A 20,756-nucleotide genomic window follows, 5' to 3' on the forward strand; every position below is an offset into this window, starting at 1 on the left:
CGCCCGCCGCGGGGTGACCTCGCGGCGGGCGCCGGCCGTCCGGGCCGGGGCAGCGCGTCAGGCGCGGCTCCAGCGCTGGTTGGGCTGACCGTTGCAGAGCCAGGTCGTGACCTTGGTGCCGTCGGACTTGCCGTGCCATACGTCCAGGCAGTGCCCGGAGTACGTGGAGACCAGCTCGCCCGCGGCGTTGAGCTGGAACTGCTGCCACGCCTCACCGTTGCACGGCCACACCTCGACTTTCGCCTCGGTGGACTTGGTCCCGTCGTAGAGGTCCAGGCACATGCCCTTCGTGCGGATCGTCCCGTCGTTGGCGAACTTCCACTGCTGGGCCGCGGAACCGTCGCACGCCCGGACCACGAGCTGGGTCGCGGCCGTGGCGCTGCCGGTCAGGCACTTGCCGGTGTCGGAACTCACCAGCGTGAACGTGCGCACCGAGGGAGCCTTGGAGGTCGGGGCGCTCGTCTCCCGCTTCAGCACCGTCACCTTCTTCGAGGAGGGCTTGCGCGTCTCGGGCGACGGCTCGGCGGAAGGGGACGCCTTCGCGGTGGCCTTGGCGTCCCCGGCCCCCGCTTGGTCCTTCTTCCGTGCCGCTTCCGGTGTCGCGGACTCCTCGCCCTCGGCCGAGGGCTCCTCGGACGGCTCCTGCGGCGCGTAGTCGCCCTGCGGGACCTCCACGACGCCCTCGTCGGGCCGGGGCGTGGTCTGCCCCACCGACACCGTGCTGCTCTTCTTCTCGTCGTCGTCCGTGGCCAGGATCAGCAGCGGCATCCCGATCAGGACCACACCGGCCAGGCCGGCCGCGGCCAGCAACGGCTTCTTGGGGTTGCCCCCGCGGAAACCGTCGCCGTCGTCCTCCCGGTCGCTCCCGGCAGCGGTGGTGGCAGCGGCCGCCGAGGCCGTCACCGGCATGGCCTCGGTCTCCGCCGTGTCCGCCGCGCGGGCCCGCGTACCGCCCTCGGCGGCCGGGGCGCTCTCCGACCGGCCGGCCCGGCGGCCCAGCAACGAGGCCACCCCGCCCGCACGGGCGGGCGACGAGGCGGCCGGGCGGACCGGCACGGCGGCTTCCGGCTGCCGCTCGTCGGGCCGCCCGGACTCCGCCGGGGCGGTCGCCGCGCCACCTGACGGGGCCAGGGCGGCGCCGGGATCCGCCGGGGCGGCGGGCATGGCGACGGCCCGGCGAACGTCCGCCTCGGGGACCCCGCGGCCGGCCGCCACCTGCGGTGACGACGGGTCGGGGGACCGTGTCTGACGTCGTGACACTTGTTCTCCTGTGGCTAGGTCGGTCGTTCGGTCGCCCGTCGGCCCCCGCAGCAGGGGCCGGCGGGCCGGGGGACGGACGGCGGGTCACGCCTCCGCTCCCACATGGCCGGTACAGCGCTCCGGCCAGGTCTGGCCCTGCTCCACGGGGAGCGGACCCGTCAGCGCCTCCTCGAGCCGGGACAACGCCTTGCGGTCGAGTTGGCTCAGCTCCGTCACCTCGTCCACGTACGCCGTCGTGGTGGGCGGGAGTTCGCGCAGCAGGACGGTGGTGGAGCCGGCCACGTCCCGCGTGCCCAGCACGCGGAACCCGCTGCCGGGCGCGAAGACGATCTCGTCCGGGCATTCCTGAGCACCGTCCGCGCGGTCCAGGAGCTGCCGCACCTTCCGTCCGGTGACGGACCAGACGGCGTAGGCCACGGGAGGTCCGCCGGGCAGCGGGCCGGTGGCGGCCAGGGCGCTGATCGGGCCCGGGTCCTGGAGCAGCCGGCCCACCTCGGGCGGCTCCCCGCCCCCCTCGGCCACCGCGCCGCGCAGGGCCACCCCGCGATAGGAGGGAAGCCTGCGCAGCGCCGACGCCAGACAGGCGGCGTAGGCGGACAGCCTGCCCTCGCCCGTGCGCAGGTCCCGGAGCAGTGCGCGGTGGCTGAGCGGGCCCTCCGTCGCCGTGAGGTACACGTGCGCGGCCACCAGGTCGGTCCGCGCCGCTTCCATCTGCTGGCCGCGCAGGGCCGGCATCCGGGTGAGTACGCGGGCCACGGCGGCGGCGTGCCGCTCCCATTCGGTGACCAGGTCGCGCAGGGCCGTCCGTTCCCCGTCGCTGCTCACATGGCCCGGCAGCAGGGCCGGCGCCGCGCCGGCCGGTATCCGCGCCGGCCGGGGTGCCGGCTGTTCGCTCGGGGCGGCCGGTGCCCGGTCCGGGGTGCCCGGGGACGTACCGCCGGACACCTCCGTGCCGGCGGGGCGCGGGGCGGCGGTGGTGCCGGGACCGGACGGGACGGTGGCCGTGCCGGAGGCTCCCGGGCCGGACGAGGCGGCTCCGGCGGGCGGCTCCTCGGCGTCCGTGTCCCGGGACGGTACCGTCGGCCCCGCGGGCGGTCCGGCCGGCGGCCGCTCCCGGCCGGTGCGGCCGGACGCCTCGTCGCCGCCGGGGCGCAGGGCCGTCGCGGACGGCCCGGCCGTCCGCTCGGCCGGCTCGTCGCGAGGACGTTCCTCCTCCGGGTCCGACGGCCGCGGCCTCGTCTCCGGCGGTCCGGCGGGCCGGTGGCCCGCCGCGTCGAGGGCCGCGGTGGTCCGTGGCCGGGACGCGGGTGCCGGGTCCTGTCCGGTGCCCTCCGAGGAGGCGGTGGAAGGGGCCACGCGGGGATACAGCTCGTCACCTCCGCCGGTACCGGGCCGGGAGCCGGCCCCCGAGAGCACGTCGAGCAACGTTTCGTGCGACGGAGCGGCACCGCTCGTACGCGGCGCCCCGGCCCGCTCCGACGCGCGGTGATCCGCGGTCCCCGCGCGGACGCGACCGCCGGCGCGGGCGGCGTCCTCGGGCCGCGTCTCCGTCTTCGCGGACGGCGGCCGGGGGACGGGCGCCGGGCCGGTCCGGGGCCCGCCCTCGCCGCGGCGCACCGGCGCGGTCCGTGGGGTCGCCCCGTCCCGCCCTGCCGTGCCGCGGGCGCCGGGGGAGGTGACGTAACGGATGCCGGGGACGGCGTGCTGGGCCGCGAGGCGGCGCAGTCCGCTCTCATGACCGAGGAGTCTGCCCCGCACCAGAAGCGTGACGCGCGCCGCGGCCCGCGGCCCGAACGCGATGAGCAGCCGGGTCAGCGCCGGGAGGATCGAGTCGTCCACCGGCTGTCCCGGAAGCCCCAGTTCGACCGTGCACGTGTCCGGGTCCACGGCCAGTTCGGCCAGGGGCGGGGGCGGCCCCCCGCTGTCCCACACGACCAGCCCCGCCCTGGTCGCGGTGGCGTTCCACCGCTCCGTCAGGGACACGGTCCCCTTACCCGGGCGGCCCAGGGGCAGCGGATGCCCCTCCACCACCCGCAGCGGGGGCGGCTGCCCGTCCGGGCCGGCCGGGCGGCAGGCGACGGCGCCGACGAACGGCTGCCAGCCCGGCTTCCCGTCCGAGCCCACCACGGTCGGCCTGACGCCCGCCTGTCCGTCCGGGTGCTCGGGCAACAGCGGTACGCCGGTGAGTACTTCCACCTCGGCGGCGAGCATGTCGGCCACCGACTGGGCCAGCCGCAGCGCGTCCCGCCGGCCGCCGGGGGCCAGCCGCGCGGCGGCACGTTGCGCGGCGGGCAGCGCGCCGAGGACGGCGGCCACCTCGTCGGCCGAGACGTCCTCGGCCCGGGGCACACCGACCACCACCGTGGGCCGTACGGCGTCCATGGGTATCGCGAAGCAGAGGTGGAGCGGGTCCGGCCGCGGGGACTGCGCGGGACGGATCAGCACACCGGTGGGTATCTGTTCCACCAGGCACCCGCCGTCCGTCCGCGCCGGAAGCCGGCCCAGCGCGGCCTGCCAACCGGGTGCGGGAGCCCGCGGGCCCAGTTTGCGGGGCCGGTCGCCGGGCGGGAAGTGCCACCAGGCGCCGGCGGCCGGGCTCTCGCCGTCCACGAACAGCGTGCCGCCCGGCGTGATCAGGACGGGGCCGTCGGGCGCGATGACGTCCAGTTGCCAGGCGTCGGCGATCCGGCGGGCCACGCTGGTGCGTTCCGGCCGGTCGTCCCCGGCTCCGGGCATGACCAGCCGCACCTGCCGTGTGCCCTTGTTCCGCAGCGAGTCCAGGAGCGTTCCGAGCCGGGTCCAGACACCGCGCCCGGACGGGCCGTCGTCGGGCGTGCCGACCAGCACGGTGACGGTGTCCTGCTCCACGCCCACCGCACGCGCCACCTCGGCCAGGCCCGCCAGGCTCAGGGAGTCGTCCTCGGAGGAGCGCAGCAGCAGCAGCCCGTCCACGTCCTCGACGAGCGGGACGGCGGACGGCGGCGGTCCGGCCCCGTCCGCGCCGGGGCCGGCACCCCCGCGCCGGCGCGTGCGGGCGGATGACCAGCGCTTCACCCCTGCGACCCGCCGGGTGCCGCCGTGGAACCGCCGTCCTGGGCCTCCTGCTCCGCCGCTTCCGGCACGCCGGGGGCGTCCGTCCCGGAAGTGCCCGCGCCGGGGGCGTCCGAACCGGCGGTGGCGATCCGGTGCGCCGCCGGCCCGCCGTCGGCCCCGGCGGGCGCCGCGGCTTCCCCGGTGCCCGCCGCGTCGGCGGCCTCGCGCAGGGCCTGCGGGTCCAGGGTCATGCTGACCGGTCCGGACGGGTTCAGGTACAGCGCGTGTCCCTCGGGGACCTGCGGAAGCAGGTCGTCGACGCGGACCAGGTCGAAGGCGAAGCGACCGGCGGTGTGCAGGAACACCGGAGAGGTGAACAGGGGGACGACGGGCTCGCCCTCGGGGGTGGTGGCGGTCACCGGGGTGCCCGCCGGACTGGTCAGGACGGCCACCTCGCGGCCGGTGAGAGCCTGCGCGACGGCCTCGCCGGGTCCGTAGCCGGTCGCCGCGAGCTGCACCGCGGCGTCGACCTCGTCCTCCGGCTCGGGCCAGCCCAGGGCACGCGGCGAGGGACGGTACCCGGGGTTGTCCTGCCACTCCTCGATCTCACCGTCGAGTCCCGACCGCCACCGGCCGACCGTGGCCCACTCGGGGGGCTCGCCGTCACCGGTCCAGGTCGGGTCCACCATGCCCAGCCAGTGGTCCGGGGCGAGCCGGCCCGCCTCACGGATCTCGTCCGGTACGGGCGGACCGTCCTCACCCGGCGGGCCGGCCACCGGTTCACCGCCGGCGTCGCCGCCGTCCTGGGCGGGTTCGTCGCCGGGCGCGGCGCCGGAGGCCAGGGCCGCGGGCACGGGCGCCTCTTCGGCGGTCGTCTCGTCAGGGCTCTGTTCGGTCATCACTGTCCTCGATCGGATGGGTACGCGGTGCCGGTCCGTCACGAGAGCCGACGGCGGGCCGCCTCCGCACGCGTCACAGCGGCGGAGGGAGGGGCCGTACGGTGCCACGACGGCCGTGCGGAGGGAGGGGCCGTACGGGTGCCACGACGGCCGTGCGGAGGGCGGAACCGTGGGGCGACCCGGGGGTGCCGGGCCGGTGTCCACGGGGAAGAGCGGGAATGCGGGTCCGGTGCCGCTCCGCCCCTGGAGTGCCGTCCGGGGCGGACCGCCGCCGGGCCGGGCGTCGTTCCGCCTGGGCCCCGGGACCGAGTGACCCTGCCGCCTCACCCTGGCGTCACGCCGACTCCGTGCGCGACGGGGGCGGTGACACCTGCGCCCACGGGGCCGACTGCCTTGACGGGACGGGCCGTCGAAGCCGACCTGACGGGGCGTCACCGAGCAGGCGGCCGGGCTCCCGGCTGCGGTGCGGTGCCGTCCGGCCGGGCCCCGGAGGAGCGCAGGACCTGCGCGGCCGTCTCCGCGTCGGTGACGATCCCGCTCAGGCAGCCGGACCGCAGTGCCGCCCGCAGCGCCGTGTGCGTGCCCGCGCCGCCGGTGACGCCGATCACCTCCGGGACGGCGCGCAGGGTGTCGGCGTCGACGCAGATCATGCGGTCGTCCATGTCCGTGGGCACCGTACGGCCGTTCTCGTCGAGCACCAGGCCGCAGATCTCCGCGCGGGCCCCGCGGGCGTGGTACTCCGAGCGTTCGTCCGGTGCCGACGCGTCGTACAGGGCGGAGCCGCCCGTCTCCCACCCGCCGACCGGGACGACGGCCCGGGTCACCCGGCCGAACTGCCGGAGGGTGTCGGCGATCGACGGCTGACGGGCCAGGATGGACGCCGTCAGCGGGTTGGGCAGCACCAGGGGCGTGTGGAGGGTGAAGGCCCTGCCGTCCGCCGCCGCGGCCAGCCGGCGCACCGGTGCCACGGCGTCCTCGCCGAACGGGTCGGGCGCCACGGTGCCCGCCAGCTGGACCACCTCGCACGGGGGCAGCCGGTCGACGGCCGCGGTGAGCGCGTCGGTCACCGGGCCGCACGCCAGGCCGATCACATCGCCCTCCCGGGCGAGTTCGGTGACCAGCCGGGCGCCCGCCTCCGCGAGCCACGGCAGGACGGGCGCCGTTTCGGCGTGTGTGCCCTCGTGCGCCAGATCGACGACCACCGCGTGGCGCAGCGCGAACCGCTCCCGCATCCGCCGGGAGAGGGCCGTGTCGATCTGCGCCGGGACGCTGATGTCGATGCGGACGATGCGGTGGGCGACGGCCGCGTCGAGCAGCCGGGCCACCTTGAACCGGCTGATGCCCATGGCCCTGGCGATCTCGACCTTCGACTGCTGAGCCAGGTAGAACCGCCGGGCGACGGTGGCGGCGAGCAGGATGTCCACGGGCGGCGCTGCCGTGCCGGTGTCCTGGTCCTGTGCCATGCCGTCCGTCCTCCTGTCCGTCCGGGCCGCGTCCTGCCGTGGCGAGCCGCCGTGGAGCACCGGTCCGGCGGAGACCCGGGCGTACGGGGTCCGGGCCCGTCCCGGACCGGCCCCGGGTGGCGGGGCCGACCGGTCCGCCGGTACGGGGGGCAGGGGACGGGGACCGGTCAGTACGGTCACCGCCGCCTTCGGTGCTGGCAACACGGCGCTCCTTGCCTCGGTCGGGAAACGGTTCACGGAGAAAGCGATCTGTGCGCAGAACGGACCGCACGGCGCCCCGGTTCACCGCGCGACCGGTATTTCCGCTGCCGGCGCGGGACGCGGGCGCACCCGGCCACCGTCCGTCGCGGGCAGGTCCTCGGGCAGCAGTGCGGTGAGCTGCTCGACGCTCGGTGAGCCGACCGCGGCGAGTCGCCGGGCCTGCCGGGTCATCATCGTCTCCAGCAGTTGCCGCGCCAGCCGGGCGTTGCCGAAGGAGCGGTCCCTGGGCAGCGCGTCCACGTGGGCGCGCAGTGCGGCAAGGGTGTCGGTGCCGCAGGTGTACCCGGACGTCGCGGCGTGCCGCGAGACGATCGTGACGAGCTGCTCCGTGGTGTAGTCCTCGAAGGTGACGAACTTGGAGAACCGGGAGGAGAGCCCGGGGTTGGAGGCGAGGAACCGCTCCATCTCCTCGGTGTAGCCCGCCACGATGACGACGACCTCGTCGCGGTGGTCCTCCATCAGCTTCAGCAGGGTGTCGACGGCTTCGCGGCCGAAGTCGTTGGCGGCTCCGCCCTCGGGTGTCAGGGTGTACGCCTCGTCGATGAACAGCACACCGCCCAGCGCGCTGGTGAACACCTCCTTGGTGCGCTGCGCGGTGTGCCCGATGTACTGGCCCACCAGATCGGCCCGCGCCACCTCCACCAGGCGGGAGCCGGGCAGCACGCCCAAGGAATGCAGGAGCCTGGCGTACAGCCGGGCCACGGTCGTCTTGCCGGTGCCGGGCGGCCCGGTGAAGACCAGATGGTGACTGATGCGGGGACTCGGCAGTCCGGCTGCGATCCGCTGGCGTGCGTTGGACAGCAGGCTGACCAGGTCGGTCACCTCGTGCTTGACGGACTCCAGCCCCACCATGGCGGTCAGCTCGGCCATCGGGTCGCCGTCGCCGTCGTCGTCCGTGGCCGGCGCGCCGTCGCCGCCGACGGTGGCCGCCTCCCTGTCCCCGACGTCCGCGGGCAGCAGCAGGACCAGGTCCCGCTCGCCGGGGTCCGCGGCGGTCGCGAGGCGGAAGGCCTGCCGGTCGACCATCTCCTCGAAGACCGCGCGGGCCGCGCGGCCGTTGCCGAAGGCGGCGTCGCGGGTCATGCCCTCGAAGCGCAGCACCAGTGCCTCCCGGGTCAGGGGCCCGAGTTCGTAGCGGTGCTGCGCGCACATGTGCTCGGTGATGGTGACGAGTTCGTCCACCGTGTAGTTGGTGAAGCCGATGGTGCGGGTGAAGCGCGAGGCCAGGCCCGGGTTGGCCGACAGGAACTGCTCCATCTCCTCGGAGTAGCCGGCCGCGACCACGACCACGTCGTCGCGGTGGTCCTCCATCAGCTTCAGCAGGGTGTCGACGGCCTCGCGGCCGAAGTCGTTGGAGGCGCCGCCCTCGGGAGTCAGGGTGTAGGCCTCGTCGATGAACAGCACGCCGCCCAGGGCCCGGTTGAACGCCTCGGTCGTCTTGATGGCCGTACCGCCGATGACCTGGGCGACCAGATCCGCGCGTGACACCTCGACCAGGTGACCCGAGCGCAGCACGCCCAGTTCGGCCAGGATGCTGCCGTACAGCCGGGCGACGGTCGTCTTGCCGGTGCCCGGCGGGCCGGCGAAGATCAGGTGCCGGCTCATCGAGGCGACGGGCATCCCGAGCCCGCGGCGGCGCTCGGCGAGCTGGTTGAGGTTGACCAGCGTCTCCACCTGGTGCTTCACGTTGTCCAGCCCGATCAGGGACCGCAGCGCCGCCAGGGGTCCCTCGTCGGACCCCGGCCCCGCCCGGCCCGCCGCGCCGGAGGCGGCCGGCGCACCGGCGTCCTCGCCCCAGGCGTCCGGGTCGCCGTTGTCGGAGCTGGTGAGGGCATCGACGGCGAGCCCGGCATCCGCCACCGCCTGCCGCAGGCCCGCACCGCGGTTGTCGCGCACCACGCAGCGCAGGACGGAGACGGTCTCGGCGCTGTCCACCCGGACCCCGTCCCCGGTGCTCCCCGTCACCTCGCAGTCGGTGAGCGCCCCCCGGCCCCCGGCGAGCACCTGGACGCCGTGGGCCCTCGCCCCGCTCACCCGGACCCGTTCCAGGGTCACCTCGGCGTCGCGTCCCACGCTCACGCCCGCGTCGGCGCTGCCTTCGACGGCGCAGTCCCGCAGGACGGCCTGACCGTGCTCGCCGACCAGTACGCCGGTCTGTCCGGCACCGCGCACCACCGTGTCGTGGATCTCCGGAGCGGCGTAGTCGTCGATCTTCAGGCCGGCTCCGGCCGCCGCCTCGATCTCGCAGTGTTCCAGCCGGCCCCGGCCGTCGCCGGTGACCTCCACGCCGTGTCCGCCGGAGCCGGTGATCCGCGCGTGGCGCAGCAGGGGGTCGGCGAGGGCACGGACGAGGACGCCCGTCGCGGCCGCCCCCGAGACGCTCAGGCGGTCGAACTCGGCGGTGGAGTCGTCCGCCACCAGCACGGCGGCGGCCGGGTCGGAGCAGTCCCGCACCGTCGTGTCCCGCAGCAGGGGTGAACTGCCCTCCAGGACGCGGACGGCGGAGCCCTCGGCGCGCAGGAACTCGCAGCCCTCGTAGGTGCCCCGCGAACGGTCCATGACCAGCAGGCCGCTCAGCTTCGTGCGCCGGGTGACGCAGCGGTGCAGCGCCGGGTCGGCGCCGCCGGTGACGACGACGGCGTTCTCCGCGAGCGACTCGAAGACGCAGTCCTGGATCTCGGGCCGGGCCACGCTGGTCACCAGCAGCCCGACCGATGTGTGGTGCACGGTGGTCCGGACCACTTGGGTGGAGCTGTGCCCCTCCAGGGCGATACCGGGCTTGTCGGTACCCGAGATGTCGCAGTTCTCGACGGTGCCGGTGGCCTCCCCGGTGGCCAGGACGCCGTTGGCCCGCGCACCGCGGATGCGGCAGTCGCGGATCAGCGGCCGGCCGTTCTCGCCGATCACCACCGCCGAGGTGCCGAAGTTCTCGAACCCGCAGTCCTCCACGACGCTCTCCGCCTCGGAGGTGTCCACGAACCCGGCGCCCCCTGGGTTGGAGACCCGGCTGCCGCGCGCGGCGAGGGAGCCCTTCGCGCGGGCCAGGAGCGCCGTCCACCCCGCGCCCACCACGGTGCAGGAGTCCAGGGCCACCTGCCCGGTCGGGATGTCGACGACCGCGAGTTCCTTGTCGCGGCCGCGCAGGGTCACACCGCTGAGCATCACGGCGTCCGCCAGGAGCGTGACGGCGCTGCCCGAGCCGGGACAGATCTCGACCGCGCCCGGATCGCCCTCGGCGACGATCGTCACCCGGTTCCTGATGACGAGGTTCTCCGCGTACCGGCCGGGGTGGACCCGGATGACCGCGCCGGTGCGGGCCTGCGCCAGGGCCTCACCGATCGTCCGGAGTCCGTCCGGCCGGTGCGAGCCGACCATGAGTAGTTGCCGTGACACGTGCCTCAGACCTCCTGGTGCTGGTGTGAATGACTCAACTCGGTTGCTTGTCAGTCGAGTTGACGGGAGACGGGGTGCGCGCCACGCGTATGATGCTGCACATGGCACTTTTCCTGACATATCGTCATACGTCCTGTGCGGTGGCCGCCGCCGTGCTGCTCACGGTCACCGCGGTGCCCGCCGCCGCGGCACCGGGCGCCGGGGTCCGAAGCCAGGACCCGGGCACCACCCTCCTGCCGCCACTGCCGGTCCGCCTGGGCGACGGACGGCCCTGCACCGGCGCGTCGCGGACCACCGCGACCGGCGCCGTCTGGTCGCAGACGACCCTCGGGCTGTCCACCGCCCAGCGCGTCACCCGGGGCGCCGGGGTGACGGTGGCGGTGGTCGACACCGGTGTCTCCCCGGACGCCCCCGCCCTGGCGGGCAGGGTGACGGCGGTCGCCGGAGCGGGCGACGACTGCGTCGGGCACGGCACCTTCGCGGCCGGCCTCATCGCCGCCGCCGAGCGCAAGGGCAGCGGCGTCGTCGGCGTCGCACCGGAAGCGGACGTGCTCGCCCTGCGCGGCACCGACGACCGCGGGGTGCCCGACGCCACGCTCGTCGCGGACGCGATCCGCACGGCCGCCGACAGCGGGGCCCGGGTCATCTACGTGGGCCATGCCCTGCGCACGGGCCGGGAGGAGCTGACCGACGCCGTCGCCCACGCGGCCGACCGGGGCGCGCTGGTGGTCGCGCCCGCGGCCCCCGACGCCGTACCGGACGAGGAACTCGGCCCGGAGGGGGAGCAGCCCACCGGCCCTTACTGGCCGGCCGCCGCGCCCGGTGCCCTGGCCGTGGTCGACTTCGGTGCCGGCGGCACCCGGCAGGAGAGCGCTCCGGCCGCCTGGGAACCGGACCTGGCGGCACCGGGCAGCGGCATGGTCAGCGTCGGTCCGCGCGGCTCGGGCCACTACATCGGGTCCGGCGCCTCGCTGGCCGCGGCCGAGGTGGCCGGCGCCGCCGCGCTGGTCCGGGCCCGCCGGCCCGCGCTGAGTGGTGCGGCGGTCCGCCGGCGGCTCCTGGAGACCGCCTATCCGGCGGACCCGCCGCGGCTCGATCCCACCGCGGCGCTGACCCTCGTGCGGGACGCGGACGACCGCGGGGCCGAGTCCGCCGGGGCCCCGCCCGCGCGGCTGCCCGCCGCCGCCGATCCGACGCCCCGTCACCGTGCCCTCGCCGCCGCCGGCGCCGTGACCGGACTCGTCCTGCTGGTGGGCTGGGCGGCGGTGGTGATACCCCGCGGCCGGGCCAGGGGCTGGCTGCCGCCGGGCCGCCGGACCGGCAGCGCCGCGCCCCCGTCGTGAGTGAGGTCCCGGGCACCGGCCACCGCGCGGCGCCGGCACCGGGCGGCGGGCCGGTGCCGGCCGTCCTCGTGGCGGGGCGGGCGCACGGGGCCGGGACGAGTGTTCGCGCGGTGACCGTGCCAGGGTGTCCGGCGGTGTGCGCGGTCCGGTCGGCGGGTGTCGGCCCGGCCACCCCGTGCCGTCACCGGGATCCCTCCAACAGCGGCGTCTGCACCTGGACGCTCTTGCGGCGGGCGATACGCAGCGCGCGGCCCGGAATCAGCTCACGGCCCTTGACACTGCCGAACAGGAAGCCCTCGCTCGGCGGGCAGGACATCAGCAGCGCGGGCGTGTTGAGTTCCTGGAGCTTGCGCAGCATCGGCTCGCCCAGGCCGCGGCCGGCGCCGGCGGACGAGCGGGCCGCCACGATGTGCAGTCCGACCTCCCAGCCCAGCGCGAGCTGGTCGAGCAGCGGAGCGAACGGCTGCGTCATCGGACCGGAGCCGATCATGTCGTAGTCGTCGACCAGGACGAACAGCCGCGGGCCCGTCCACCAGTCGCAGAGCTTCATGCGGGCCGGGGAGACGTCCTCGCCCGGCAGCCGGCCGCGCACCGCCTGGGCCGCTCCGTCGATCAGCTCCTTGAGGATGTCGGAGGAGACGGCGTGCCCGATGCGGTACTCCTCGGGAACGGCCGCCACCAGTTCGCGCCGGTAGTCCACGACCATGATCCGGGCCTCGGCCGGGGTGTAGCGGTCGGTGATGCCCTTGGCGACCACCCGGAGCAGGTTGGTCTTGCCGCACTCGTCGTCGCCGACCACGAGCAGGTGCGGGGTCTCGCTGAAGTCGTGCCAGACCGGTTCCAGCTCGTTCTCGTCCAGGCCGATGGCGATCCGCAGGGGCCGCTGCGCGGGAGGCGGTGGCAGTTCGGTGAGGGGCAGCCGCGCCGGCAGCATCCGCACCTGGGGCGCCACCGGTCCCGTCCAGCTCTCGGCGATCGAGGCCACGAGCCCCGCCACGCCCTCCGCCAGGTCCTCGGCGTCCTCGACTCCGTCGATGCGCGGCAGCGCCGCCAGATAGTGCAGCTTGTCCGACGTCAGACCGCGCCCCGGGCTGCGCGGTACCGTCGCCGCCTTGCGGGAGTCGATCTGCGAGTCCATCGGATCCCCCATGCGCAGTTCGAGCCGGGTGCCGATCTGGTCGCGGACCGCCGAGGACAGCTCCACCCAGCGGGCGGTCGCGATCATCAGGTGCACGCCGTAGTTGAGTCCGCGCGCGGCGAGTGCGCCGAAGGTGGGGAGATGACGGTCGAAGTCCTGCCGGACGGTGGACCAGCCGTCGACGACCAGGAAGACGTCACCGTGCGGCTCGTCGGGGAACTCGCCCGCGGCACGGCGCCGGCGGTAGGTGGCCATCGAGTCGATGCCCTGCTCGATGAAGAACCGCTCCCGCCGGGTCAGGATCGAGTTGACCTCGGCGAGGGTGCGGCCCACCCGTTCGCTGTCGACGCGCGACGCCACCCCGCTCATGTGCGGCAGCCCGGTCAGGCCGACGAGCGTGCCGCCACCGAAGTCCAGGCAGTAGAACTGCACCTCGCGCGGTGTGTGCGTCAGGGCCAGGGCGGTGATGACGGTCCTGAGCAGCGTGCTCTTGCCGCTCTGCGGGCCACCGCCGACGGCCACGTGCCCGCCGGCCCCCGACAGGTCCACGGTGAGCAGGTCCCGCAACTGGTCGAACGGCCGGTCCACGATGCCCACCGGCACTGTCAGCCTGCCGCGCAGTGGCCAGTCGGTCGTGGTGAGACCGTGCCGTGGATCGGGAGCCACCGGCGGCAGGATCTGGTCCAGGGTCGGTGGTGTGTCGAGCGGCGGCAGCCAGACCTGGTGGGCGGGCGGACCCGAGGCCCGCAGCCGGTCCAGCGCCACCGACAGCAGCGTGTCACCCTCGTCGGCGGCGTCCGCGCCGGACGCGGTGTCCTCGCCCTCCTCCACCGGTCCGCCGTCCGCCGGAGCCCGCGGCACCACCCAGTCGGCCGTCCACGGCACCACCTGCCGGGCCACCTGCGCCAGCACCGCCGGGCTGCGGTGCCGCTGCCGGTACGGGCCCGAGACGTACGCCGCCCGGAACCGGGTCAACGCGTCCACGCCGCTCTTGAGGAAGCCGCTGCCCGGCTGTGAGGGCAGCTCGTAGGCGTCCGGGACACCCAGCACCCCGCGGCTCTCCATCGCGGAGAACGTCCGCAGACCGATCCGGTACGACAGGTGGCCTTCGAGCTGGTGCATCCGTCCCTCGTCCAGCCGCTGGGACGCCAGCAGCAGATGCACCCCGAGGCTGCGCCCGAGCCGGCCGATCATCACGAACAGCTCCATGAAGTCGCGGTGCGCGGCGAGCAGTTCACTGAACTCGTCCACGACGACGAACAGGCTCGGCAACGGCTGCAGCGGCAGCCCCGACTGCCGTGCCTTCTCGTACTCCAGGGCGGAGGTGTAGTTGCCCGCCGCGCGCAGCAGCTCCTGCCGGCGCATCAGCTCGCCGTGCAGGGCGTCCTGCATGCGGGCGACCAGGGACACCTCGTCGGCCAGGTTGGTGATCACCGCCGAGGTGTGCGGGAGTTCGTCCAGACCCAGGAAGGTCGCCCCGCCCTTGAAGTCCACCAGGACGAAGTTGAGGGTCTCCGAGGAGTTGGTCAGGGCCAGCCCCAGCACCAGCGTCCGCAGCAGCTCGCTCTTGCCGGAACCGGTCGCCCCGATGAGCATGCCGTGCGGCCCCGTACCGCCCTGCGCCGACTCCTTGATGTCCAGCTCCAGCGGCCTGCCGTCGCTGCTCACCGCGATCGGGACCCGCAGCCGGGCACTGCCGGTGTGCCGCTCCCACAGGGTGGCCGGCTCGTGCCGGTAAAGGTCCGGGATGTTCAGCAGCGCGGTCAGTTCCACGTCCGTGGAGAGCGGCTTGGCGTCGTCCCCTCCCACGCTCATCCGGTACGGCGCCAGCAGCCGTGCCAGCGACGCCGCCCCGGCCGGGCCCATCCGGTCCGGGCGGCCCAGCAGCGCCGTCTGCTCCTTGCGGTCCCGGTCCGTACGGACCAGCGACACCGCGCCGTCGAGCACCTCCAGCCGCAGCGTGGTCCGCCCCGGCTTCCAGGCGAGCGCCCCCGACAGGTCCAGTACCACGGCATTGCGGTAACCGTGGCCGTCGAAGCGGTGGCCGCCCGGCACGGAGGACCCGTCCAGGACGATCACCATGTAGGGCTCCTCCCGGCCGGGCACCGCCTCCGGGTCGGCGGCGGGACGCTCCTGGAACTCCGGGCCCAGCAGGTTCTCCAGCTCTCCGAAGGCCGAGGTGATCAGCCGGGCCGGGCCGGCCCCGTCCTGCTCGTGCCGGTGCAGGCTGTGCGGCAGCCACTTGGCCCACTCCCACTCGGTCCGCCGCTCGTCCGACACGCACAGCGCGATCCACAGGTCGTCGGGGGAGTGGAAGACCGCCAGCTGGGCCAGCAACGCGCGTACCAGGCCCCGGATCTCCTCCTCGTCACCGCGCAGCAGCACCTTCGACCAGGCCCGCAGATAGATGGCCACCGGCTGGTCGCGCACCGTGGAGTAGGCCCGGGTGAAGCTGCGCAGCGCGTGCGCGGACTGCGGCTCCAGGTCCTCGACGGGCTTCGTCGCGAGCGGGGTCAGCCGCATCGCGATGCGCTGGTCGCCCACCCCCATGCGCACCTCGGCGAAGTCCTCGTCGGACGCCCGGCGTTCCCAGAGCCTGGTGGTGCGCACGAGGGACGACAGTGTGCCGGGCTCCGGATGCCGCCAGGCCAGCGCGCGCTGCTGTTCCCCGATCGAGGCACGCACCTTGCGGCGGGTCTGGGCCAGGTAGCGCAGGTAGTCGCGGCGCTCGCCCTTCGTCCGCTGCTTGCGCTCGGCGTTGCGGCGCATCACCTGGCCCACCATCATCGCCGCGGACCCCAGCACCATCATGCCGAGCGCGACGTACATGAACCCGCCGCTCGCGCCGCTCATCCCCGGACGCATGAACATCAGCATCATCGACACCGACATCAGGGCCATCGGCAGGTACGTCCACACTGCGGAACTGTCCGGCACGACCTCCGGAAGTGTCGGCGGCTCCTGAAGACTCAGCTCTCCGGACGGCAGTTCCGGGCCGCGACGGCGGGCCGGCCTCCGGAACAGGATCACGCTCAAGGAATGGCCTCCTCAAAGAAGTCCGGGGAAATACGAGAAAGGGATGTCCGACATTGCTGTAGGACGAAAAGAAGCGTTGCGAAAGGTGGCTACGGGAAACCGGACGGCTAGCGCGCTTGCGTATTCCTGCGTGGTGGCGTAGAAATCACGGCACACGCGCCCCGCTCACATTTCTCGCTGCTTTCGGCAGCCTGGCCGGCGCGCCCGATCCAGCTTCCGTCACACCCGCACCGGGTCTGCAGAGAGCGTGACCACCCATGACAGATACTCAGGCGGCCTCGCTGTGCCGCCTCACCGTACGTGCACCGGCCAGGACCGTTGACCTGGCTGTGCCCTCCGACGTCCCCGTCGCCGATCTGTTGCCCACTGTGATCGGCTACGGAGGGGAGGACCTGGCGGAGTCCGGGCTGGAGCACGGAGGTTGGGTACTGCAACGCCTCGGCGGCCCACCGCTCGACCCTGAGAGTACCTTGGACTCACTCGGCCTGCGTGACGGCGAGTGGCTTTACCTGCGGCCGCACACCGAGGCGCTGCCCGAGGTCCACCTCGACGACCTCGTCGACGGCATCTCCACGAGCATGCGGCGGCGCCCCCACGGCTGGTCCGCCGAGGCGAGCCGGCGCCTGCTGCACGGTCTGGCCGTGGCCGTCCTCGTCGTCGGCCTGGTCGTCCTCGCCCTGCCCGGGGCGCCCGGCTGGGCCAGGTCCCTGGTCGCCGCCGTCGCCGGGATGCTCCTCGTCGCGGGCGCCGGCTCCGCCACCCGCGCCGTCGGCGACTCCGGGGCGGGCGCGCTGCTCGGCCTGATGGCGGGGCCCTACTTCGCCCTGGCCGGATGGCTGTTGCCGGGTGGCGGGCTGGGCGGGGCCGACGGCCACGAGGTGCTCGGCTCCCGGCTGCTGGCCGCCTGCGCGGGCGGAGGCGGCGCGGCGGTGCTCGCCCTGGCCGCGGTGGGCATGTACCCGGCGCTCTTCCTGGGCCAGGCCACCCTGGCCGTCGCGGGCGCGCTCGGCGCCGGCCTGGTGCTGGCCGGCCTCGGCATCGCGGAGACGTCCAATGTCGTCGCGGTCGTCCTCGTGCTGTTCGGGGGCTTCGTCCCCTCGCTCTCCTTCCGCCTGGCGGGCATGCGCATGCCCCCCCTGCCGACCAACGTCCAGCAGCTCCAGCAGGGCATCGACCCCTACCCGGCCGCCCAGGTCGAGGAGCGGTCGACCCTGGCGGACGGCTGGATGACCGCGTTCTACGGCGCGATCGGCATCCTCTGCCTGCCCTGTCTGACGGGCCTGCTCGTCTCCGCCGGTCCCGCCGAGATCTGCACCGTCATCGCCCTGTCCCTGCTGCTGCTCCTGCACAGCAGGGGCCTCGGCAACGTCTGGCAGCGCCTGTCGCTGACCGCCGCGGGCGCCTGGGGCGCCGTCCTGCTGATCTTCGCCGCCGCCCGGGCGGTCGACGCCGGGGACCGGCTCGCCCTGACCGCCGGCCTGATGGGCCTGGCCGTCGTGGTGGTCGTCGCCTCCTGGACCGTGCCCGGCCGCCGGCTGCTGCCCTACTGGGGACGGGCGGCCGAACTGCTGCACTCCCTCGCCGCCCTCAGCCTGGTCCCGCTGCTGCTCTGGTCGGTGGGGCTCTACGGCTATCTGCGCGGCCTCAACGGCTGACGACCTCGGAGAACGGCGACATGCACAGCAAACGTGACCAGATACAGGCGCACTTGTTCATCATGGGCCGGCTGGCCTCGGCCATGCTCAGGAGCGACCCCGACGAACCCGAGAGCCCGCTGGGCCGCACCAACCGCGGGGCCGCGATCGGCGTCCTCATCGCCCTGCTGCTCTGCGCCGGCTTCTTCGTCTTCGGGCTCGTCAGACCCGGCGGGAACGACACCTGGCGCTCCTCGCGGAACCTGGTCCTCGACGAGCAGACCGGCGCCCGCTATCTCTACCTGGACGGACGGCTGCGCCCCGTACGCAACTTCGCATCCGCCCAGTTGATCGCCGGTGGTGAGCTGACGGTCAAGACGGTGCGCACCTCCTCGCTCAAGGGCACTCCGCACGGCACGCCCCTGGGCATCCCGGACGGTCCCGAGACCCTGCCCACACCGGCGGACCTGGACAACGGTCCCTGGCTGGTGTGCTCGGCGCTGCGCACCCGCAGTACCGATGTCGTGCAGCCCGCCACGGCCCTCGCCATCGGGGCGGACGGGGCGGACGAGGTCCCGGGCGGGCGCGGCCTCGGAACATCGGAAGCGGTCCTGGTGGAAGGTCCCGGCCGGACCTCGTACCTGCTGTGGCGGGGCATGCGGCTGCGGCTCGACGCGCCCGCCCAGGCAGCCGGTTCCCTCGGCTACGGCGCCACCGACCCGCGCCCGGTCTCGGCCGCCTTCCTCGACGCCTTCCCGCAGGGGCCCGACCTGGCCGCGCTCAAGGTGCCCGGTCAGGGGTCGCAGGGCCCCTCGCTCGCCGGGCGGAGCAGCCGGATCGGCCAGCTCTTCCGGGTGACCGTCCCCGGCTCCGCCCCGCGGTACCACCTGCTGCTGAAGGAGGGTCTGGTCCCCGTCAGCGACACGGAGGCCCTTCTGCTGATGGGTGACCCGCGGACGCGTGCGAAGGCGTACGCGGGTGGGGACGTCACCGTACGCACCCTGGGGGCCGACGCGCTGAGCGAGCACCTGGCCCCGCCCTCCGCCGCGGTCACCGACGCCGGTCTGCCCGCCACGCCGCCCCGATTGGTCCCCGTGCCCGCCGGCGCCGTGGCCTGCGCGGGCGTCGTCTCGGCCGACGGCGAACTCGCGGTGGACGTGCGGCTGCTGCCGGACACCGCGCTGCCGCAGCCCGCGCAGGTTCCGGCGCCGCAGGTCCGGCCCGCCTGCCTGGCGGTGGAGGCGGTGGCGGTCCGTCCCGGGAAGGGCGCCCTGGTCAACGCGGTGGGAGCCGGCGGCAATGTCCTGGGGGACACCACGTACGTGGTCACCGACGACGGGATCAAGTACCGCGTCACCTCCCAGGACGCGCTGAAGGCGCTGGGCTACGGCGATGCCGAACGCGTCGCCGTCCCCGCCCAGTTGCTCTCCATGCTCCCCAGCGGACCGGACCTCTCCACGGCCGCGGCGTCGAACGGGACGGCACGGACCAGCCTGCGCTGCCCGGCGCGCGCGACGGACGACTGAGGTGGCCTCCCGCGCACCTCAGGAAAACCTCAAACTTTTCCCCGGACGCAACGTGGCGCCACGCTGACCGGCGGTGACCGGGGCGGCGGCGAATGTCCCATCCGTCCGGACCTCGACGGAGTGGTGCTCAATAGAGCGTCCACGAAAAGGGATTGCCGCTCTATTGAGCGCTATTGAGGATGGCTATTCGACCTGGCGGAGCGCGGGTGAGTAATTGCCATCGCCAGGAAACTCTGTTTAGCATCTGGTCCCCATGATCCGGTGATCCGACGTGCCGGCGCAGCTGTGTTGCCGGCCCATGGGCCGTAGGCGCCCATGGCTCGGTGACTCCCACCGAAAGGCATTCTTTCCATGGCCATTCAGCAGTCAGAAGAGCAGGCGACACGCAACGGAATCATGGCGCTGGAGATGGCTTTCAGTGCCGTCCTCCGGTGCCAGCAGGACGTGCAGAGCACCTCGGGCAACCTCGCCAACGCCTACCAGGGAGCCGACGGCGGCGGATTCCAGAAGCTGCTGGCGCAGTGGGACGGTCACGTCGACACCATCCTCAAGAACATGGACCAGATGGTCGACGAGCTCAACAACACCCTGAAGGACAACCAGTTGATGCAGGGCTCGGCGAACGAGGCGATCGACGCGGCGTACTCCCGCTCGACATCCGTGTTCGACGCCCTCAACGGGACGACCACGACCAGCGTCTAGGCCCCGCCGCCGACGGCGAACGCCACCGTCGGCACCCGCTCGACCGCTCACCCCGCGGGCCTCGCCCACTGGCCCGACGGGAACTGCCACCCAATCGGCGAAGACGAGGACCACATGAGCAACTTCACTGACGGCTTCATCCATGTCGACTACAACCACGCGGACAACGCGGGGCAGGACATGATCCAGCAGTCGCAGGCCATCGCCACCATCGTCAGCAACCTCGACATGGAGCTCGGCGAGCTCAAGGAGAGCTGGATCGGTGACGACAAGGACGTCTACGCCCGGGTGCAGGCCGCGTGGAACCAGGCCGTGGAGAACATTTCGAGGCTCCTGAGCACCCACAGCGCCCTCCTGGGGGACATCTCCGGGGACTACCAGCGCCGCGAGGCCAGCCGGGCGCAGTCCTGGTCGACCGTCAAGATCGGCGGCTGAGCACCGACCGAGTCCCGGATGTCGTCGGTCCCGGCCGTGCCGGGCCGGGACCGACGACCTCGGTCGTCCGGCCGCTGGACGCCGCGGCATCTCGTGTGGAGAGGAAAGGTCATGGCCAAGACCACGGTTCTCGACAGCGACTTCCTGAACCAGTTCATCAAGAATCACATCGAAGAGTTCGCGAACGATCTGGCGAAGATCATGAAGGACGATGCCAACGGGAACGCGATCACTTACATCGCCGAGGGAAAGCTGACCCCCGGCACCCTGGCGTCGACCAAGCCCCTGGCCATCGGTCGGATGGCGGGTGACAGCAGCGGTGTCGCCGGCGCCTCGCTCAACAAGGCGATCCAGGCGCTGGCGGAGGGCATCAGCAAGGTCATCAAGGACCACCAAGTGCTGTTCGGGGACATCGAGCAGGCACTCCGGGACACCATCACGGAGATGAAGCAGGAACAGCAGGCGAGCCTGGAGAAGATGTCGGCCACCAGGTTCACCGACATCTTCGAGCCCGTACAAGGTGACCTGAGTGAGCAGTCCCAAGCCGCGGCCTCGACCACCGGCGCCGGGACGAAGAGCAGTTAGGCGCCCCGGAGCGGGACGCGCAGACTCACCCCATCCGTTTTCCTGAAT

At 73.9% G+C, this 20,756-nt stretch carries 12 protein-coding genes; 6 read left to right on the top strand and 6 right to left on the bottom strand.

From position 1 onward, the window contains the following. Positions 1–57 precede the first annotated feature (57 nt). The 5 genes from KUM32_RS45095 to KUM32_RS34025 all read right to left on the bottom strand — a co-directional run bounded on the left by KUM32_RS45095 (position 58) and on the right by KUM32_RS34025 (position 10,309). Entirely contained in the window at positions 58–1,260 is a 1,203-nt protein-coding gene (locus KUM32_RS45095; RefSeq protein WP_217145778.1) for a ricin-type beta-trefoil lectin domain protein, read from the bottom strand. 84 nt (positions 1,261–1,344) lie between these two features. After that, complete coding sequence (locus KUM32_RS34010; protein ID WP_217145779.1) at positions 1,345–4,314, bottom strand: hypothetical protein; 2,970 nt, start codon at positions 4,312–4,314, stop codon at positions 1,345–1,347. After that, a complete protein-coding gene (locus tag KUM32_RS34015; protein ID WP_217145780.1) occupies positions 4,311–5,192 on the bottom strand; it encodes a type VII secretion system-associated protein in 882 nt (293 codons plus the stop codon). Before KUM32_RS34015 ends, KUM32_RS34010 begins: the two co-directional genes overlap by 4 nt. A 431-nt stretch (positions 5,193–5,623) precedes the next feature. Then, the gene (locus tag KUM32_RS34020; protein ID WP_217145781.1) at positions 5,624–6,655 is read right to left on the bottom strand and encodes a sugar-binding transcriptional regulator; all 1,032 of its coding nucleotides are present in this window, start codon (positions 6,653–6,655) and stop codon (positions 5,624–5,626) included. A 282-nt stretch (positions 6,656–6,937) separates the two neighbouring features. Beyond that, positions 6,938–10,309 (bottom strand): right-handed parallel beta-helix repeat-containing protein, encoded by a 3,372-nt coding sequence (locus tag KUM32_RS34025; protein ID WP_217145782.1) that lies wholly within the window; start codon positions 10,307–10,309, stop codon positions 6,938–6,940. Between the two features lie 101 nt (positions 10,310–10,410). On the opposite strand from KUM32_RS34025, the gene KUM32_RS34030 reads away from it, so the two are divergent. Next, positions 10,411–11,652, top strand: coding sequence for a S8 family serine peptidase (locus KUM32_RS34030; protein ID WP_217145783.1), 1,242 nt, complete (start codon positions 10,411–10,413; stop codon positions 11,650–11,652). 181 nt (positions 11,653–11,833) lie between these two features. Here the strand turns inward: KUM32_RS34030 and eccCa are convergent, their stop codons facing one another. Further along, positions 11,834–15,820: a type VII secretion protein EccCa gene (gene eccCa / locus KUM32_RS34035; RefSeq protein ID WP_217145795.1), complete on the bottom strand. Its 3,987-nt coding sequence runs from the start codon at positions 15,818–15,820 to the stop codon at positions 11,834–11,836. 263 nt (positions 15,821–16,083) lie between these two features. Between eccCa and eccD the strand changes: the two genes are divergently transcribed. The 5 genes from eccD to KUM32_RS34060 all read left to right on the top strand — a co-directional run bounded on the left by eccD (position 16,084) and on the right by KUM32_RS34060 (position 20,708). Next, positions 16,084–17,481: a type VII secretion integral membrane protein EccD gene (eccD, locus tag KUM32_RS34040; protein ID WP_217145784.1), complete on the top strand. Its 1,398-nt coding sequence runs from the start codon at positions 16,084–16,086 to the stop codon at positions 17,479–17,481. Between the two features lie 20 nt (positions 17,482–17,501). Further along, complete coding sequence (gene eccB / locus KUM32_RS34045) at positions 17,502–18,986, top strand: type VII secretion protein EccB (RefSeq protein WP_217145785.1); 1,485 nt, start codon at positions 17,502–17,504, stop codon at positions 18,984–18,986. 351 nt (positions 18,987–19,337) lie between these two features. Further along, entirely contained in the window at positions 19,338–19,688 is a 351-nt protein-coding gene (locus tag KUM32_RS34050) for a hypothetical protein (protein ID WP_217145786.1), read from the top strand. 114 nt (positions 19,689–19,802) lie between these two features. Continuing rightward, the gene (locus KUM32_RS34055) at positions 19,803–20,123 is read left to right on the top strand and encodes a WXG100 family type VII secretion target (protein WP_217145787.1); all 321 of its coding nucleotides are present in this window, start codon (positions 19,803–19,805) and stop codon (positions 20,121–20,123) included. Positions 20,124–20,234: 111 nt separating this feature from the next. After that, positions 20,235–20,708 (top strand): type VII secretion system-associated protein, encoded by a 474-nt coding sequence (locus KUM32_RS34060; protein ID WP_217145788.1) that lies wholly within the window; start codon positions 20,235–20,237, stop codon positions 20,706–20,708. The last annotated feature ends 48 nt before the right edge of the window (positions 20,709–20,756 follow it).

This window comes from Streptomyces sp. AC627_RSS907 (assembly GCF_019049165.1).

Bases quoted from the DNA above. Each gene is read 5' to 3' on its own strand.
- KUM32_RS34050 (WP_217145786.1), top strand. From the start codon at position 19,338: ATGGCCATTCAGCAGTCAGAAGAGCAGGCGACACGCAACGGAATCATG.
- KUM32_RS34060 (WP_217145788.1), top strand. From the start codon at position 20,235: ATGGCCAAGACCACGGTTCTCGACAGCGACTTCCTGAACCAGTTCATC.
- eccB (WP_217145785.1), top strand. From the start codon at position 17,502: ATGCACAGCAAACGTGACCAGATACAGGCGCACTTGTTCATCATGGGC.
- KUM32_RS34020 (WP_217145781.1), bottom strand. From the start codon at position 6,655: ATGGCACAGGACCAGGACACCGGCACGGCAGCGCCGCCCGTGGACATC.
- eccD (WP_217145784.1), top strand. From the start codon at position 16,084: ATGACAGATACTCAGGCGGCCTCGCTGTGCCGCCTCACCGTACGTGCA.
- KUM32_RS34055 (WP_217145787.1), top strand. From the start codon at position 19,803: ATGAGCAACTTCACTGACGGCTTCATCCATGTCGACTACAACCACGCG.
- KUM32_RS34030 (WP_217145783.1), top strand. From the start codon at position 10,411: ATGGCACTTTTCCTGACATATCGTCATACGTCCTGTGCGGTGGCCGCC.
- KUM32_RS34015 (WP_217145780.1), bottom strand. From the start codon at position 5,192: ATGACCGAACAGAGCCCTGACGAGACGACCGCCGAAGAGGCGCCCGTG.